At 43.5% G+C, this 16,921-nt stretch carries 15 protein-coding genes; 9 read left to right on the forward strand and 6 right to left on the reverse strand.

Annotation, left to right across the window (positions count from 1 at the left end):
• Positions 1-116 precede the first annotated feature (116 nt).
• Positions 117-2,216, forward strand: a complete 2,100-nt coding sequence (locus IUZ65_RS10510) for an ABC transporter permease (protein WP_195703679.1) — start codon at positions 117-119, stop codon at positions 2,214-2,216.
• An 18-nt stretch (positions 2,217-2,234) separates the two neighbouring features.
• Positions 2,235-3,293 carry a ferric ABC transporter ATP-binding protein gene (gene fbpC, locus IUZ65_RS10515; protein WP_195703680.1) on the forward strand — a complete coding sequence of 353 codons (1,059 nt, stop codon included), beginning with the start codon at positions 2,235-2,237 and terminating at the stop codon, positions 3,291-3,293.
• Between the two features lie 575 nt (positions 3,294-3,868).
• Here the strand turns inward: fbpC and IUZ65_RS10520 are convergent.
• Together IUZ65_RS10520 and IUZ65_RS10525 are read right to left on the reverse strand one after the other, a co-directional pair.
• On the reverse strand, positions 3,869-4,030 hold the full coding sequence (locus IUZ65_RS10520; RefSeq protein WP_195703681.1) for a hypothetical protein: 162 nt from the start codon (positions 4,028-4,030) through the stop codon (positions 3,869-3,871).
• 542 nt (positions 4,031-4,572) lie between these two features.
• Positions 4,573-4,734, reverse strand: coding sequence for a hypothetical protein (locus IUZ65_RS10525; protein ID WP_195703682.1), 162 nt, complete (start codon positions 4,732-4,734; stop codon positions 4,573-4,575).
• 430 nt (positions 4,735-5,164) lie between these two features.
• Here IUZ65_RS10525 and IUZ65_RS10530 point away from each other — a divergent pair, with 430 nt between their 5' ends.
• The 5 genes from IUZ65_RS10530 (at position 5,165) to IUZ65_RS10550 (ending at position 9,519) form a co-directional block, all read left to right on the forward strand.
• On the forward strand, positions 5,165-5,554 hold the full coding sequence (locus tag IUZ65_RS10530; protein WP_195705085.1) for a GntR family transcriptional regulator: 390 nt from the start codon (positions 5,165-5,167) through the stop codon (positions 5,552-5,554).
• On the forward strand, positions 5,551-6,423 hold the full coding sequence (locus IUZ65_RS10535; RefSeq protein WP_195703683.1) for an ABC transporter ATP-binding protein: 873 nt from the start codon (positions 5,551-5,553) through the stop codon (positions 6,421-6,423). The genes IUZ65_RS10530 and IUZ65_RS10535 overlap by 4 nt, the downstream gene beginning before the upstream one ends.
• Positions 6,423-7,280: a hypothetical protein gene (locus tag IUZ65_RS10540; protein WP_195703684.1), complete on the forward strand. Its 858-nt coding sequence runs from the start codon at positions 6,423-6,425 to the stop codon at positions 7,278-7,280. The genes IUZ65_RS10535 and IUZ65_RS10540 overlap by 1 nt, the downstream gene beginning before the upstream one ends.
• 92 nt (positions 7,281-7,372) lie before the next feature.
• Entirely contained in the window at positions 7,373-8,731 is a 1,359-nt protein-coding gene (locus tag IUZ65_RS10545) for an NfeD family protein (protein ID WP_195703685.1), read from the forward strand.
• Positions 8,728-9,519, forward strand: a complete 792-nt coding sequence (locus IUZ65_RS10550; protein ID WP_195703686.1) for a slipin family protein — start codon at positions 8,728-8,730, stop codon at positions 9,517-9,519. The genes IUZ65_RS10545 and IUZ65_RS10550 overlap by 4 nt, the downstream gene beginning before the upstream one ends.
• 6 nt (positions 9,520-9,525) lie before the next feature.
• Here IUZ65_RS10550 and IUZ65_RS10555 read toward each other — a convergent pair whose 3' ends face one another.
• Complete coding sequence (locus IUZ65_RS10555) at positions 9,526-10,584, reverse strand: cysteine synthase A (protein ID WP_195703687.1); 1,059 nt, start codon at positions 10,582-10,584, stop codon at positions 9,526-9,528.
• Positions 10,585-10,717: 133 nt separating this feature from the next.
• Between IUZ65_RS10555 and IUZ65_RS10560 the strand changes: the two genes are divergently transcribed.
• Positions 10,718-10,930, forward strand: coding sequence for an acetyltransferase (locus IUZ65_RS10560; RefSeq protein WP_195703688.1), 213 nt, complete (start codon positions 10,718-10,720; stop codon positions 10,928-10,930).
• Positions 10,931-11,012: 82 nt separating this feature from the next.
• On the opposite strand, the gene glpC is transcribed toward IUZ65_RS10560, so the two are convergent.
• The 3 genes from glpC to glpA are packed head-to-tail and all read right to left on the reverse strand — an operon-like array spanning position 11,013 to position 15,207.
• The gene (glpC, locus tag IUZ65_RS10565) at positions 11,013-12,239 is read right to left on the reverse strand and encodes an anaerobic glycerol-3-phosphate dehydrogenase subunit GlpC (protein ID WP_195703689.1); all 1,227 of its coding nucleotides are present in this window, start codon (positions 12,237-12,239) and stop codon (positions 11,013-11,015) included.
• On the reverse strand, positions 12,233-13,561 hold the full coding sequence (glpB, locus tag IUZ65_RS10570; protein ID WP_195703690.1) for a glycerol-3-phosphate dehydrogenase subunit GlpB: 1,329 nt from the start codon (positions 13,559-13,561) through the stop codon (positions 12,233-12,235). The genes glpC and glpB overlap by 7 nt, the downstream gene beginning before the upstream one ends.
• A complete protein-coding gene (gene glpA, locus IUZ65_RS10575) occupies positions 13,561-15,207 on the reverse strand; it encodes an anaerobic glycerol-3-phosphate dehydrogenase subunit A (RefSeq protein ID WP_195703691.1) in 1,647 nt (548 codons plus the stop codon). The genes glpB and glpA overlap by 1 nt, the downstream gene beginning before the upstream one ends.
• Positions 15,208-15,523: 316 nt before the next feature.
• Between glpA and glpT the strand changes: the two genes are divergently transcribed.
• On the forward strand, positions 15,524-16,903 hold the full coding sequence (gene glpT, locus IUZ65_RS10580; protein ID WP_195703692.1) for a glycerol-3-phosphate transporter: 1,380 nt from the start codon (positions 15,524-15,526) through the stop codon (positions 16,901-16,903).
• The last annotated feature ends 18 nt before the right edge of the window (positions 16,904-16,921 follow it).

The following is a 16,921-nucleotide window of genomic DNA, read 5'->3' on the forward strand; positions in this document are numbered from 1 at the left end:
GCTGTCCTAGTATGAGCAGCGCATCCGCGTTGCTCAACTCTCTAAAATTTTATTTATAAGGGCTGAAAATATCAGCCCTTAGGTCTCTTATTCACTAATTTTCGGTTGGAAATATCATGTCTCAATTAGCAGCAGAGTCAGACTTGAAAAATCACTTTGAAGAGAAGCCGCACCGTGACTACATCTTCTATTGGATATTGTCTATCGTCGCCGCTTTCGTGCTTTTACCTACATTTTCGCTTGATTATGGGGTACTCGACTCTACTTCAGATGAATTTTTTGAAGCCATGGGATGGAGCAGCAGAAACATTGCATGGCTTTGGTTTAGCCTGCCCTTAGTGCTTCTAATTCGCCCTAAACACGCTTTAAATAAATACCACCTAACCCGCCATAAGTTCGATATTGGTTACTCGTTATTTTGTATCCTATTTATCATCACTTCTTCTGCGGTCACCGGACACGGTTTGGGTTACTCCACCATCTTCCTTTTTGCTGCACTAGGCAGTGTAATGACACTCGCCATGGCTCGCTTAGAGTTTATGGGGGGCGATTCTTTTGTAATCGGCTCTTTAGTCTCCATCATTGGCTTGATCTCTGCGTTTATTCTCTTCCCGAGTATCGCTATCTTTGTGCCGATGTTTCAAGACGACATGGGCAACTTTGTCGCGTGGCAATTTATTGAAATTCTGTCGCAAAAGCAGATCGTTCAAATCATTCTTAACTCCTTATTCCTAGGTTCTTCCGTTGGTATTACGGCCACCTTCTTTGGTTTGATTTTCGCTATCTACTCCACTCGTATAGCAGAAAAATCCGCCTTTATTACCCGAATATTCTCGATTCTACCGATCGTTACACCACCATTTGTTGTTGGCTTAGGGGTAACCTTAATGCTTGGCCGTTCAGGCTATGTCACCGAATTGATGGTGGACTGGTTTGGCTTCCAAAATACCAATTGGTTGTATGGTTTTACCGGTATTTGGATGGCTCAGGTTCTTGCATTCGCGCCAATGTCCTTTATGATTTTAGATGGTGCAATGAAATCGCTACATCCATCTTTAGAAGAGGCTTCATACACACTTCGTGCTAATCGCTATCAGACATTCTTCGGCATCGTTTTACCTTTGCTTAAGCCAGCTTTAGCCAACTCATTTTTGATCATCTTTGTACAGTCACTCGCTGACTTCAGTAACCCGCTTGTACTTGGCGGTAGTTTCGACGTACTCGCGACGCAGATCTATTTCTATATTGCGGGCGCTCAGTTAGATTATGCCTCGGCAAGTACCTTAGGTGCTGTTCTGCTTATCTTCTCACTGGCTATATTCGTAATTCAGTACATGTGGATCGGCAAGCGTTCTTACGTAACGATATCGGGTAAATCTTATCGCGGTGACGTTCAGCCACTACCGAACAGCCTACGTACCTTCGTCTCGGTTACGTTGTATGGTTGGATGATATTTAATGTACTGCTTTACGGAAGTATCGTATTTGGTAGCTTTACCGTTAACTGGGGAATCGATTACTCCTTAACACTAGACAACTATATCAATCTATTTGGTATGGGCTTTGGTGAAGGCGCATGGCCTTCGTTAATCAGTACCATGACATACGCTGGTATTGCGGCGCCGATTACCGCGACCTTTGGTTTGCTTATCGCTTATATCGTTGTACGTCAGGATTTCCGTGGCAAGAAGGTCATTGAATTTGCAACAATGCTCTGTTTTGCAGTTCCAGGAACGGTTGCGGGTGTTTCTTACATCCTCGCATTTAACGATGCACCAATCTACCTAACGGGAACCGCCGCTATTGTGGTCATCTCCATGGTAATGCGAAATGTGCCTGTGGGTATTCGTGCTGGTGTGGCTGGTTTGGGTCAGTTAGATAAATCGCTGGATGAGGCATCACTAAGCTTACGCGCCAACTCATTCAAAACGATCATCTATATATTGATTCCGTTGCTGCGCCCTGCAATCTTATCATCATTGATTTACAGTTTTGTAAGAGCCATGACAACCGTTAGTGCCATCATCTTCCTTGTTACACCTGAAACACGCGTTGCGACATCTTACATCTTGAACCGCGTAGAAGATGGTGAATACGGCATCGCGATTGCCTATGGTTCGCTGCTTATCTTTGTCATGTTGTCTATCATACTGACCTTTGATTATTTCGTGGGCGAAGCCCGAATTTCCCGTTCAAAAGCCAAGAACCAAGAATAAGTTTTGGAGAATTTAAAAATGAAAGAAAATAGCTTTGTAGTGCTAAAAAATGTATGTAAGCGCTTTGGAGACAATACGGTAATTGGCAACCTTGATCTAGAAATCGAAAAAGGCACTCTGGTTACTCTACTCGGCCCATCTGGTTGTGGTAAAACAACCGTATTGCGTTTAGTTGCTGGTCTAGAGAAACCAACCAGCGGTCAGATCTTTATCGATGGTGAGGACGTGACGAACACGTCTATCCAGCATCGTGATATCTGTATGGTGTTTCAATCCTATGCGTTATTTCCGCATATGTCTCTTCACGAGAACGTCGCTTATGGTTTGAAAATGATTAGGTTGCCAGCCAAGGAAATCAAACAACGTGTTGATGAAGCCTTAAAACTGGTTGGTCTAGATGACATGGGAAGCCGCTTTGTCGACCAGATCTCTGGTGGTCAGCAGCAACGTGTTGCCCTAGCTCGTGCTTTGGTATTAAAACCAAAAGTGCTTCTTTTTGATGAGCCTTTGAGTAACTTGGATGCCAACTTACGTCGCAGCATGCGTGAAACCATTCGTGAACTTCAACAGCGTTTTAACATTACGTCTTTGTATGTAACCCACGACCAGGCGGAAGCATTCGCGGTATCCGACACGGTTATCGTAATGAACGATGGTGAAATCATGCAGGAAGGTTCACCGGATCAACTGTATCGTTCACCTGCTTCTATGTTTATGGCGAACTTTATGGGCGATGCCAATATCTTTGATGGTTCTTACAACGGTGATCTTCTCAATATCAATGGCTATAAAATTGGTGCTGACAAAGACGTTATTGATGGATTTCCTGAAGGGAACTATCAAATCGGCGTTAGACCAGAGGCTATATTACTGGCTGGAGAAGGCGACGTTTGCCAACAGTGTCAGGTTAAAGGCATCGTTTATATGGGTTCCATGTACGAAGTTGCCGTTAACTGGCATGGTCAGGAGTTATTGTTGCAACTAAACTCCTCGCAATTTGACCCTGAGATTTCGGACCACGCTTACTTAACCATTAATCCAACAGGCATTTTCTTGTTACCTGCTGAAGCAAAGTAACTTAAGATAGCGACTTCCCCACTTTCGTCATCCCCACGAAAGTGGGCGGTCAATACCCTCCCGCTCGTCATCCCCATGAAAATGGGGATCTAATATCACCAAGATTCCCGTTTTCACGGGAATGACGAAGTATTTAGCATTAACCGAACAGTATTCCACGAAAATAGGGATCTAATATCTGGCTCTGAATTCATAACGAATACGCAGATTCCCGTTGTCACGGGAATGACGAAGTATTTAGCATTAACCGCACAGTATTCCACGAAAATGGGGATCTAATATCTGGCTCTGAATTCATAACGAATACGCAGATTCCCGTTGTCACGGGAACGACGGAAATTTGCCTTAGTCTCAACGAGTGTTTCCTTACTACCTTTGTCACCCCCCACTTTCGCATTCCCCCACTTTGATTCATCATCCTCACTGCTATTTATCACCCTCCCTGCTATTTATCATCCTCACTCCCGCTCGTCATCCCCATGGAAATGGGGATCTAATATCACCAAGATTCCCGTTTTCACGGGAATGACGAAGTATTTAGCATTAACCGAACAGTATTCCACGAAAATGGGGATCTAATATCTGGCTCTGAATTCATAACGAATACGCAGATTCCCGTTGTCACGGGAATGACGGAAATTTGCCTTAGTCTCAACGAGTGTTTCCTTATTACCTTTGTCACCCCCCACTTTCGCATTCCCCCACTTTGATTCATCATCCTCCCTGCCATTTATCATCCTCACTCCCATTTATCACCCTCACTCCCGCTCGTCATCCCCATGGAAATGGGGATCTAATATCACCAAGATTCCCGTTTTCACGGGAATGACGAGGTATTTAGCATTAACCGCACAGTATTCCACGAAAATGGGGATCTAATATCTGGCTCTGAATTCATAACGAATACGCAGATTCCCGTTGTCACGGGAATGACGAAGTATTTAGCATTAACCGCACAGTATTCCACGAAAATGGGGATCTAATATCTGGCTCTGAATTCATAACGAATACGCAGATTCCCGTTGTCACGGGAACGACGGAAATTTGCCTTAGTCTCAACGAGTGTTTCCTTACTACCTTTGTCACCCCCCACTTTCGCATTCCCCCACTTTGATTCATCATCCTCACTGCTATTTATCACCCTCCCTGCTATTTATCATCCTCACTCCCGCTCGTCATCCCCATGGAAATGGGGATCTAATATCACCAAGATTCCCGTTTTCACGGGAATAACGAAGTATTTAGCATTAACCGAACAGTATTCCACGAAAATGGGGATCTAATATCTGGCTCTGAATTCATAACGAATACGCAGATTCCCGTTGTCACGGGAATGACGGAAATTTGCCTTAGTCTCAACGAGTGTTTCCTTACTGCCTTTGTCACCCCCCACTTTCGCAATCCCCCACTTTGATTCATCATCCTCCCTGCCATTTATCATCCTCACTCCCGCTCGTCATCCCCATGAAAATGGGGATCTAATATCACCAAGATTCCCGTTTTCACGGGAATGACGAAGTATTTAGTATTAACCGAACAGTATTCCACGAAAATAGGGATCTAATATCTGGCTCTGAATTCATAACGAATACCAAGATTCCCGTTTTCACGGGAATGACGAAGTATTTAGCATTAACCGAACAGTATTCCACGAAAATGGGGATCTAATATCTGGCTCTGAATTCATAACGAATACGCAGATTCCCGTTTTCACGGGAACGACGAGTACTGACCGGTACATAAATTACTGGTTTTTCAGTATCCCAATAATTATTCACAAATAAAAACCTCAAAATACTTGCAATTATTTTTCGGAAGTATAGTGTTATACACATATATAGCACCAACCAAAATCATACGTAGAGGTAATGATGACCGATTGGCAAGATAATCAGCCTATTTTTCGTCAGTTAAGTGAACAGATTACCGAGCAGATTTTGCAAGGGGTCTGGCTAGAAGAGCAACCGCTGCCGTCAGTGAGGACAGTCGCTGCAGAGCTAAAGATTAACCACTTAACTGTTATGAAGGGCTATCAGCTTTTAGTTGATGACGGCTTAGTTGAGAAGAAACGAGGCCAAGGCATGTTTGTAGCAAAAGGCGCCTTGAAGATGCTACAGAATAAACAGAAATCTGATTTTATGACACGCCAAATGCCCCTAATTGCACAAACATTACAGCAGATAGACATGCCGCTCGACGAGTTTGTTCAACAGCTACAACGTATTCAAAAATTACAACAAGATACAACAGGTGAAAAATGAAACCTTTAGTCAGTGTTAAACACGTTTCTAAAAACTACCATCAGTCAAAAAGCGATGGTCAACAAGACGCATTGCACGATATCAGTTTCGAGCTTTGTGCGGGGCAAGTATTGGGGTTACTTGGTCACAATGGCGCAGGAAAATCGACGCTAATCAATGCCCTATTAGGTGCACACCGCTACAAAGGTGAGATCACTATAAACGACTGCCAACCTATCAACCAACATGCGAAGTTGATGGAACACTTGTCTTATATCTCTGATGTAAATGTACTTCCAGGCTGGATGAGTGTCGCTCAACTGCTTAAGTACACATCCGGTGTCCACCCAAGTTTTGATATTGAAAAAGCCAAACTGACGCTATCGAATACCAATATTGAGCTATCAAGCAAAATAGAAAGTCTCTCTAAAGGGATGAAGGTGCAATTGCATCTGGCGGTGGTTATTGCCACTAACACCAGCGTCCTTATCTTGGATGAACCAACATTGGGCTTGGATCTTCTTTACCGAGATACCTTCTATCGTCATCTCTTAGAATGGTTTCACGATGGTGAACGCACACTGATTATTGCCAGCCACGAGGTATCAGAAATAGAACATCTACTGACTGATGTGCTTGTCCTGAAGAAAGGCAAAAAAGTGCTCCAAGACAGTATGGATAACATCAGCGAGGCCTACTTTATTCTTGATGCAGCCAACATTCATAGCGATAAAATCTCTACCCTAAACCCTTTAAGTCACCAAATCGGATTAGGTTCAGTTAAGTGGTTGCTAAAAAGCGACCGATTACCAGAAGTCAGCGGGTTAGGTGACGTTCATCGTGCTAGCCTTGCCGACATATTTATTGCTCTACAAAGGGAGACAGCGTAATGCATTCAAGTATCTATATGCTGGAAAAAGAATTAATTGAGCATAAATTGGTGACTCGTGTCCCTTTCTTTATTTTAATTTGTACTGTATTGATTTTTGTTGGACTACTGACCAATTCTGACTTACAAGGTAATCTCTCATATCAGGTCCAATTTGGCGGACAATCAAGCAATATGCTGGTTGATTTTTCGTCTAACCTGAACCTAGGTATTGCTTCTTCGGTTTGGATTATTTCGGTACTTCTTTCAACGCTTTATCTACCAAAAACTCTGCGAAAAGAGCGTCAAGAAGGCAGCGCTATGTTTTGGCGTAGTATGCCTGTCTCTCACCTAATGACTCACGTCGTAAAACTGGGTTTTGGGTTATTAGTTATCCCGCTTATCTGCTCTGTATTGGTGCTCAATGCAAACCTGCTATTGTGGTTACTCAATATCGCCACGGATAATCAACTGGCCGTATTGGTCAGCCAAGAATCCATCTTCAATGTACTTTTTAATTGGTTAAGTTTCCTTGCTCGGATGACACTAGTCGCATTGGCACTCTTACCGCTCGCCACAATGGCGCTAATGACATCTCAGCTTGTTAGTTCACCGTTATTAGTAATGGGCTTGGTTGGTTTCGCGGTCAATTTTCTGTCCGTGTACGTTCTTGGATTTTATGGCGTCAGCTCGTTTTTCAACGCCATTCTAGCGATGCCTGGTATGATATTTACGCCTGAGCCATTGTCTGGCTTTTTGAATGCTGGCGTCGTACATCTCACGATTTATTACGTACTTGGTGCGGTGGCATTAGCCGCCAGTTTATCTTTGAGTAAAACCAATGAAGTGTCTTTAAGAGGCCTTTTTTCCCAACGATAAACGCGAGCTTATCGCCCTATTTGTGTCATCACATTTACAACTTAACCATAGTTGAACTACACTTTTAGTGACTCTCTTTGTGGAAAAGTCAAATGTGTCGTTGGGTGATTAGAGTAGCCTTGAGTTGTTTATTGGGGTTTACGTACTTGTCTTTTGCTGACACTGTTGAATCAAATGATGTGTTGGCAAAGACAATTCCTGTTATAACAATCAGTGGAGCTATCGGTCCCGCTGTAAGCGAATATGTCACAAGTGAAATTCGCCGCGCCAATCATCAATCCCAGTATCCTGCTGTCATTATTGTCATCGATACCCCCGGTGGGCTGGTATCGAGTTTAAGAGATATCAACCAACAAATCCTTTCGTCGAACATTCCTGTTTTATGTCTTGTTTATCCGTCTGGTGCTCGCGCAGCAAGTGCAGGGACCTATATCCTTTATGCCTGCCATATCGCCGCCATGTCTTCTGCAACGACACTTGGTGCCGCTACTCCGGTAATGATGGGCGGCGCGCCAACGGGAAAGAAGGAAACGGATGACAAACCGAGTGAACCAACGGCGATGGAGAAAAAAGTACTTAACGATTCAATCGCTTACATACGCTCATTAGCGCAGCTAAGAGGCCGAAACGTTGAATGGGCAGAGAAAGCCGTCAGAGAAGCCGCCACGCTTTCCTCGACAGAAGCGCTTGAACTTAATGTCATAAATCTGATTGCCGATAGCCCGGCGTCATTGATCACACGGTTAGATGGCCAAACGATAGAAGTCAATAAACAACAACAAACTATGAACTTGACCGGAGCGACTTTAGAAGAGAGAAAACCGGACTGGCGAAATCAGTTTCTTTCCACTATCACTAATCCTAACGTCGCTTATATATTAATGCTCATTGGTATTTATGGGATATTACTAGAGTTTTATAGCCCCGGATTTGGTATTGCGGGGATTACTGGTGCTATCTCATTGCTGATAGCACTGTATGCATTTCAGATGTTGCCGGTTAACTATGTTGGTATGGGCCTCATGCTGGTTGGTATCGCTCTGATGATCGCCGAATCGTTAATACCGAGCTTTGGCCTGTTAGGTTTTGGTGGGATTATTGCCTTTACTCTTGGCTCGATATTCCTTATTGATAGTGACGTTCCGCACCTTAAAATTTCATTAAAATTAATCTTCAGCATTGCATTTACTACCGCCATTCTTATCTTGTTTGTGCTGCAACGACTGTGGAAACTTAGAACTAAAAAAGTAGTGAGTGGCCTAGAATCTATGATTGGAAGCCAGGTGGAGATAGAAGATAATTTTGATGGTAACGGCTTTGTCCAATTCGGAGGCGAACGATGGGCCGCCCAATCCGACAACCCGCTACATAAAGGTGACACAGTCACGATAAATGCCGTAGATGGTCTGACTTTGTTGGTGACAAAAGATCAAAGGAGGGTGAAAAAATGATGGAATCTTTACTCAGTAGTGGATTGATAATCCCCGCAGTTATTGTTGTTTTAATTGCTTTCATTGCTTTTAACTTATTTCATGTGCTTCGGGAGTACGAAAGAGGCGTTATTTTCTTTCTGGGTCGATTTGAAAAGGTAAAAGGACCAGGGTTGATTATCGTCATCCCGATCATTCAACAAATTGTACGGGTTGATCTAAGAACCGTTGTGATGGATGTCCCTAGTCAAGATGTCATCAGCAGGGACAACGTATCTGTCCGGGTCAACGCGGTACTCTACTTTCGAGTCGTCGACCCACAAAAAGCCATTATCAACGTGGAAGATTTCTTGCAGGCGACCTCTCAACTCGCTCAAACCACCTTGAGATCGGTATTAGGTCAGCATGAACTGGATGAAATGTTGGCGAATCGAGAGATGCTCAATACCGATATCCAAGCCATACTGGATGCAAGAACAGATGGCTGGGGAATAAAAGTATCGAATGTTGAAATTAAGCATGTCGATATAAATGAAACCATGGTACGAGCTATCGCAAGACAAGCCGAAGCCGAAAGAACCCGGCGGGCAAAAGTGATTCATGCGTCTGGCGAAATGGAAGCGTCTGAAAAATTGGTCGAAGCAGCAACTAAACTCGCCGCCGAGCCCAACGCTATTTTGTTACGTTATTTACAAACGTTAACCGAGATTGCGAGTGAGAAAAACTCCACCATATTGTTCCCAATGCCAATGGACCTTATGGACAGCTTGTTTAAGAAAGGCAATTCGTCGGATAAAGATAAGAAATAACACGCGCTAAGGTTGTGCGACATTAACGATATGATTCAAGTCGTGCTCGCGATACCGCGTAAATATCTCGTGCAAATTCTCGTTATTTAACTCGATTTTCTTTTCACTTAAAAAATCCTCGTTAAATAACTTTGAATATGACCGTTCGGCAAGGTCACAGCAAAAAGTAACGATTGTCTTACCCGCTCCCATTTTAGCGGCCGCGTAGAGCGCGCCGGCGACATTGAGTGCGGAGCTACTGCCTAATAGAATTCCGTCATGTTGACTCACTAAACGAGAAATGGTGACAAGGTCTTGATCGGGTAAGGTGATAGCGTGGTTAATTTTTGCTTGTCTAAAGTTTTCTACCGTTCTCATGATCCCTATACCTTCAGTGAATGAGCTGCCCTTCGATGTATACTGGCCATCTTTCAGAAAGGAGTAGATACCGGAACCGTCTGGGTCGACTAACCATGTCTTCAAATTTGGGTTGTGTTCAGATAGGTAATGAGAATTTCCGGCTAACGTTCCACCTGTTCCAACCACAGACACTAACGCATCTATTTTCCCTGCCGTTTGACGCCATATTTCAGGCCCTGTATTTAGGTAATGCGCTCGGTAATTGCTTAGGTTCTCAAACTGATCGGCCCACCAATAATCCTCATGTTTATCGCCTAATCGCTTTGCTGTGTGATAAAAATGGTTTGGATCCGAGAATGGACAAGGATCAACCAACAACAGATCGGCACCATACAACTTAATCATCCGTTCTTTTTCTTGTGCCTGTCCTTTGGGCATCACCACCAACATAGAGTAACCAAGAGATTTAGCCACCAGTGCTAAACCAATCCCCGTATTGCCCGCCGTCCCTTCAACAATGGTCATTCCCGGTGTTAACTTCCCCGATTCAACCGCATCCTTAACCAATTGCAGCGCGGCTCTGTCTTTAATTGAACCTCCCGGGTTCTGTTGTTCGCATTTTAAAAGAATCTCACAACCTGATATATCCGAAAGGCTATTAATTCTGACAAGATCAGTATTACCAATCAGTTCGCTAACACTATTTGCTATTGAGGCAATTGACATAATGGTTCCATTTTAATTTTACTCATTATAAGCGTAGATCTACGGTTTATTTAGTCAAGGTAAATAATAATAGAACACATTCTCACTTTGGGTAATATACTTAAAGGTGATAGCTTTCAAAGGAGGGCATGACATGTTTTTGAAGGAAAGAGCCAGCGGCGATTTAATAGATATCGTCGAAACGAAAGATCTGACGAGTTTGTTTCACGAAAATGTCGTCGGTCAGTATCAAGCGGGTCAGGAAGAGCAAGACCCCGAACTTTTTAAAAAGTCTGATTTGGTATTTATGTCTGGTGAGGAACTGCCTCGCTGCTGGACTGACCCCAATTACCGAGCAACAAAATAAGCATCATACCAAGCCACTGATTCAGAGGCTTGGTATTTATTCACCGTTCCAATAGGACGCAAGTGAATTTGGCGTTTCTAGATCAAGATAGCGATACATCTTTTATCGCTTGGGCAATTAACGACACCGGGTGAATACACTCTAAGTCCGTATTTTCTTCTATCTGCCATTTGCAGGTTTCACAATCAGTGATAGCGAGATCGGCATCCGCAGTGGCTATCTGGTTAAACAGCCCACTGCCTATCTCCATAGATGCCTCGTAGTTTTCTTCTTTAAACCCATAGGTACCAGCAGAACCACAACATTCACTGTTCAATACGATCAGTTCTAAACCCGGTATCGCCCTAAGTAGTTCAATCGTGAATATTGTATTTCCACTGCGTTCGAGGTGACACGGAGTGTGATAAACCACCTTCTTATTTATAGGATTCATTTTTGGGGTATTCCCATTCATAAATTCCTTCAATAAATAGCGCGTAATAAACTGTATGCGGTCTACCACTCGTTCATTGTTTACACCCAATACATGGGGATACTCATTTTGAAGTGTAAATGCGCAGGTAGATGAAGTAGAAACAATGTCTCGTTGATACGTTTCTACTGAGTTTTCTAGCTGCTTAACGTTAAATTGGGCATTCTTCTGTGCCTTTTTATGGAAGCCATTGGCAATCAAAGGTACACCGCAACATTTTTCATCGTCGAGCAGATGAAGCCCAATATCCATCGCATTCAAAACAGTGATCAGATCTTTGCCCAACTGTGGATGATTGTAGTTGACATAACAACCATGAAAAAAGCTGACGCCACGCTTAAATGATGATTGGTCAGGGCACTGCTTTTTATACCAACGACGAAAAGTGCCATGAGAATATTTTGGAAGTGATTTGTGGTCATGTACGCCAACCGTTTTGTGCATCACTTTCTTAACGATGGGCATGCTTGTTGCGGCGTTAACAAGAGGAGCAAAAGGGGTGGCTATTGAACCAAATAGGTCGGTATGACTTAAAACAAAATCTCTCACTGTTTTAGGGCTGGCTGACAGTTTTCCATACTTCCCTCTGGCAACGGCAATGATATCGCCTATTCGCACATTTGAAGGACAGGCAGTTTCGCAACGTTTACAGTTGGTGCAATACTTAAGTACGTCATCAAAATATTGAGGATCTTTAAGTCGTAACCGTTCCCCGTCGGGCCCGGCTTGTTTGGGGCCAGGAAACAACGGGTTAGCCTTTGCTACCGGGCAGTACACCGTACAAACGGTACATTTAATACACTGATCAAAACTGGTGTCATTCGCTACTTCTAACATGTCGCTTCCTCCAGTTTAGCTTGGTTATGATTGTGGATAATTTGATTAGAGACAGCATGTGCTGAGGCAATCGCCACCCCACCACCGGATCCTTCTAATATCGGATTGTAATGTGCCAAAATTGACCCACAACAATACAAGTTCTCAACGGTACCGTTCGTCATTCTAGGTCGAAAATGGCGATCGGTTTCTACGCCAAAAGAGACGAACTCATGAGAACTTGGTGAGAAAAAGGTGTCGCTGTGCCAGTCTGCCCTTGAACCTGTGCTGCAAATTTCCAATCCAAACACTGGTTCAATTATTCGATTTCGCTGGGCTTGTAATCCATTACTGAAAAAGCTGCCACTGGCCAAAATAAATGCCTCTGCGGTTAGTGCGTAATCGCGTAAGTTTCTTGTCCACACTTTTTCTAACTGAAAACCACGGTCTGATTGTGAGAACTCGCCTCGAACAACGCTGTCTCCTTTTAATTGCACGCCACCCAGTTTGACAAAATGTCTTTCCAGTGTTTCTTCTAGTCGAATTCCCATTAATGACGGCGGCATCGTCGCTACTTCATGAAACGTAAGGCCCGTGCGCGCTTTCAATTTCTGTAATAGTTCCACGCCTTGCATTGCGCCAAATATGGACGGCATAATAACGAGATCTCGGTCGGTCGCGCCTGCCGTTATCTGATTAGCGAAATCGTTGAAGCTTGCTTCGTTGTTAAGCAGCTTGGCAAAATCTGTCGACCTATAGTTGTTTATCGACACCTCCCCTTTAAGGTGGTTCGATACATCGACGGGTAATTGAACAATAGGCGTGCGACTAAACATTGGGGTCGAAAGCAGGTTGTCTGCAACAACCTGAGTCTGAAAATCACGAAACGACTCAATCGCCACCAATACAATTCGATCGAAGCTATTTTGAGACCGATTAAAACCAATCTGTTCGACGAATTGTTGAGAAAGAAAGGTGCTTTTTAAGGTTCCCAACGTGGTAATACGTTGATGATTTTCATTGTTTTCTGTTTGGTTAAGCAATACGCCTGCACGGTTCATCATCTCGGTAAACCAATCAACGGCACCAGAGACGTGTTCTTGTCCTATTTTTGCATAAGGGTGTTCTGGGTATTCTGATGGAAAACTGGCTATTGCTGGATAAGGAAAACGTACAGGGATGCCCGATGGCGTAGCAGAGAGTAAATCCACCGAACCAGATGAAAAATGCAATGCACTTCGGCCGTTATTCACCAGCGCGGTTTTCAACCCTTGTTCTAAACAATGAATAGCCGAGGTGTACCCTGCCATTCCTCCACCGATTACGATGACATCATAATTCATTATGACTCTCCCGATTTAACTGGGTTGTGAGTAGACGTCAACTCCGATGCGCCGAGTAAACCTTCATAGATCCAGTAGCTGAATTCGGCTTCTCGCAATGCGTCCCCCCACAATATTGGTTTTGTTCCTTTCCAACGCTCTTCCATAAAATCGACCAATAGTTGACTACTATCGACGCCATTAAGACCGCCAAACTCATTAAATAGTCCAGCCGCTCGGTAGGTACATAGCTCACCTTGACATGGTCCCATACCTAAACGGGTGCGACGGCGTAGATCTTCTATATTCTTACAATCAAGCTCTTTAATTGCATATTCCACTTCGCTAACGGTGACCATTTCACATTCACAAATTACGGCTTGGCTTTTACTGTCTGGCTTTAAAAACGCGTGAGCCCTTTCACCGTGACGATAAACCGCTGACTCATAAACTGGTTTTGCAATGCTGGCACTACGCTTGATTGGTTTTGGTGTGGTATTAGAACCAGGTAGCGGGCGAGTCCCCGTAATACAGGCATTAGTATTGCCTAATTTTTTCGCCACGACATCGGTGACTTGCTCGGCCATTAAGCGATAGGTCATTAATTTGCCACCAGTGATGGTAGTAAAACCGTTTAAGCCGTCTTTTTCTGCGTGATCTAATAACACGATACCACGACTGATATTCCGTCCAGACTCGTCACCGTCTAGAGAAACCAATGGACGAACGCCAGCGTAAGCTCTTAACACACGGGTATTTTGCATGATAGGCGCAAGCTTTGTGCCTTCAACTAAAAGCCTGTCTATTTCATCTGGCCTAATTGAAAGGTTATCAATTTGGTCATAATCAATACGTTCCGACGTTGTTCCAATTAAGGAAATAGTATCTCCGGGCACCAAAATATCGGCGTCTGACGGCTTTCGACAACGGTTAATGACCAAATTGTTAATCCTGTAATCCAGGATAAGCAGCGAGCCTTTCGCCGGAAACATCTTTATCCCAAGATCAGCGTATTCGCATATGTTCTGCCCCCATATGCCAGCCGCGTTGACGACTTCGTTTGCATACACTTCATACGCAACATGTTTTTGCGAATTAAAGCAGCGTACACCGACAACTCTGTCGCCCTCAATAATCAACGATGTCACCGTGGTGTGAGTGAACAATTGAGCGCCATGTTCTTTAGCATCCAAGACATTGGAGGCACATAATCGGAAGGGGTCAAGTGTGCCGTCTGGCACTTTTACTGCGCCCAACATTTTAGGGTTGGCGTGCGGCTCCAACTGAAGCGCTTTTTTGGTGGTTAACTGCTCTGTTTCTATTCCTGCTTCACTACAAGCACGTATGAATGTTTGCTGAAAATCAATATCATCTTCTGGGAGGGTGATGAAAAGACCACTCGTATCCTCTACACAGTGTCGGGCGATTGACTTTAGGATTCGATTTTCCTGGATACACTCTTTTGCAGAATGAGGATCTGTTACCGCATATCGTGCTCCAGAATGAAGTAATCCATGGTTTCTACCTGTGGTACCGGATGCGATATCGTCTTTCTCTAATAATATGCAATTTATTCCGCGTAAAGCACAGTCCCGCATTATGCCCGTGCCTGTTGCTCCTCCGCCGATGATAACGACTTCTGTTTCAAATCGAACATATGAATTCATAACGCGCTCAAAATTAAGTTAACAATGGTTAAAACGAACATTTTTTATTTTCGTTTACATTCTAATGAAAGAGGAGTGAACATTGCAACTATTATCCTTGTAATATTTCCGTAACGATTTTAATAACTTTAATCATAGATAAACTAGTCTTTAACACTAAGAATTGAACTAGTATCTAGAGTTTTATTATTTTTAAGCGCGAATTAAATAAAGTGAATCTACCTCTCATCTTTTATTTTGTATTTGTCCATAATCTGCTCGTTCGAACATTTCACGTTCGTTTAAGTCTAATAACTCAAAATATAGGTAAATAATAATGTTTGGTATATTTAAACCTAAAACACATATAGAGCGTCTACCTGACGACCAGATAGGTGCCAGCTATAACCGATATAGATGGCAGCTGTTTATGGGTATCTTCTTTGGTTACGCTGGGTACTACCTTGTACGAAAAAACTTTAGCCTTGCAATGCCATTTTTGATCGAACAAGGGTTTACCCGTGGACAATTGGGTGTGGCATTATCTGCTGTTTCCATTGCATACGGGTTGTCCAAATTCCTAATGGGTAACGTTTCAGACCGATCCAACCCGAGGTATTTCTTGAGTTTCGGCCTGCTCATGTCCGCCGCTGTTATGTTCTGCTTTGGCTTTATGCCATGGGCAACAAGCAGTGTTACCGCAATGTTTGTTCTCCTATTCTTGAACGGTTGGTTTCAGGGTATGGGTTGGCCAGCTTGTGGCCGAACAATGGTGCATTGGTGGTCTCGCAAAGAACGTGGAAGCTTAGTTTCTGTATGGAATGTAGCCCACAATGTCGGTGGTGGTTTAATTGGTCCTTTGTTCATATTGGGCTTGTGGCTATTTAACGACGATTGGCATACCGCTTTTTATGTTCCGGCCTTCTTCGCTTCTCTTGTTGCTGTCTTTGTATGGTTTACCATGCGCGATACTCCTCAGTCTTGTGGCTTACCCCCAATTGAAGAATTTAAGGATGACTATCCAGATAGCTACGATGAATCAAACGAAAAAGAAATGACGGCAAAAGAAATTTTCTTTAAGTATGTATTAAACAACAAACTTCTTTGGTCTATTGCTATCGCGAACGCCTTTGTTTATATGATCCGTTATGGTGTTCTTGACTGGGCTCCTACCTATCTTTCAGAAGCAAAAGGATTTAGTGTCGATAAATCATCTTGGGCGTACTTCTTGTACGAGTGGGCTGGTATTCCAGGAACACTTTTGTGTGGTTGGATTTCTGACAAAATGTTTAAGGGACGTCGTGCTCCGGCAGGTATCTTATTCATGCTTCTTGTGACCATTGCAGTGTTTGTTTACTGGTTCAACCCTCCAGGTAACCCAGGCATCGACATGGCGGCTCTTGTTGCTATCGGTTTCCTAATTTATGGCCCGGTAATGTTGATCGGTTTATACGCACTTGAACTTGCGCCTAAAAAGGCGGCGGGTACTGCAGCAGGTCTCACCGGTCTATTCGGTTACCTTGGTGGTGCTGTTGCGGCAAATGCGGTTCTAGGTTATACCGTTGACCACTTTGGTTGGGATGGTGGCTTCACCTTGCTTACTGTATCTTGTGGCTTATCTATCGTTTGCTTAGCATACGCGTACTTTGGTGAGAAGAAATTCCACAAAGAAAAAGAAGAGAAAGAAAAATTGGAAGCCGCAGAAGCGTCTGCATAAGGTCTGTCCGATAACATA

This window comes from Vibrio sp. VB16 (assembly GCF_015594925.2).
Lineage (GTDB): Bacteria > Pseudomonadota > Gammaproteobacteria > Enterobacterales > Vibrionaceae > Vibrio.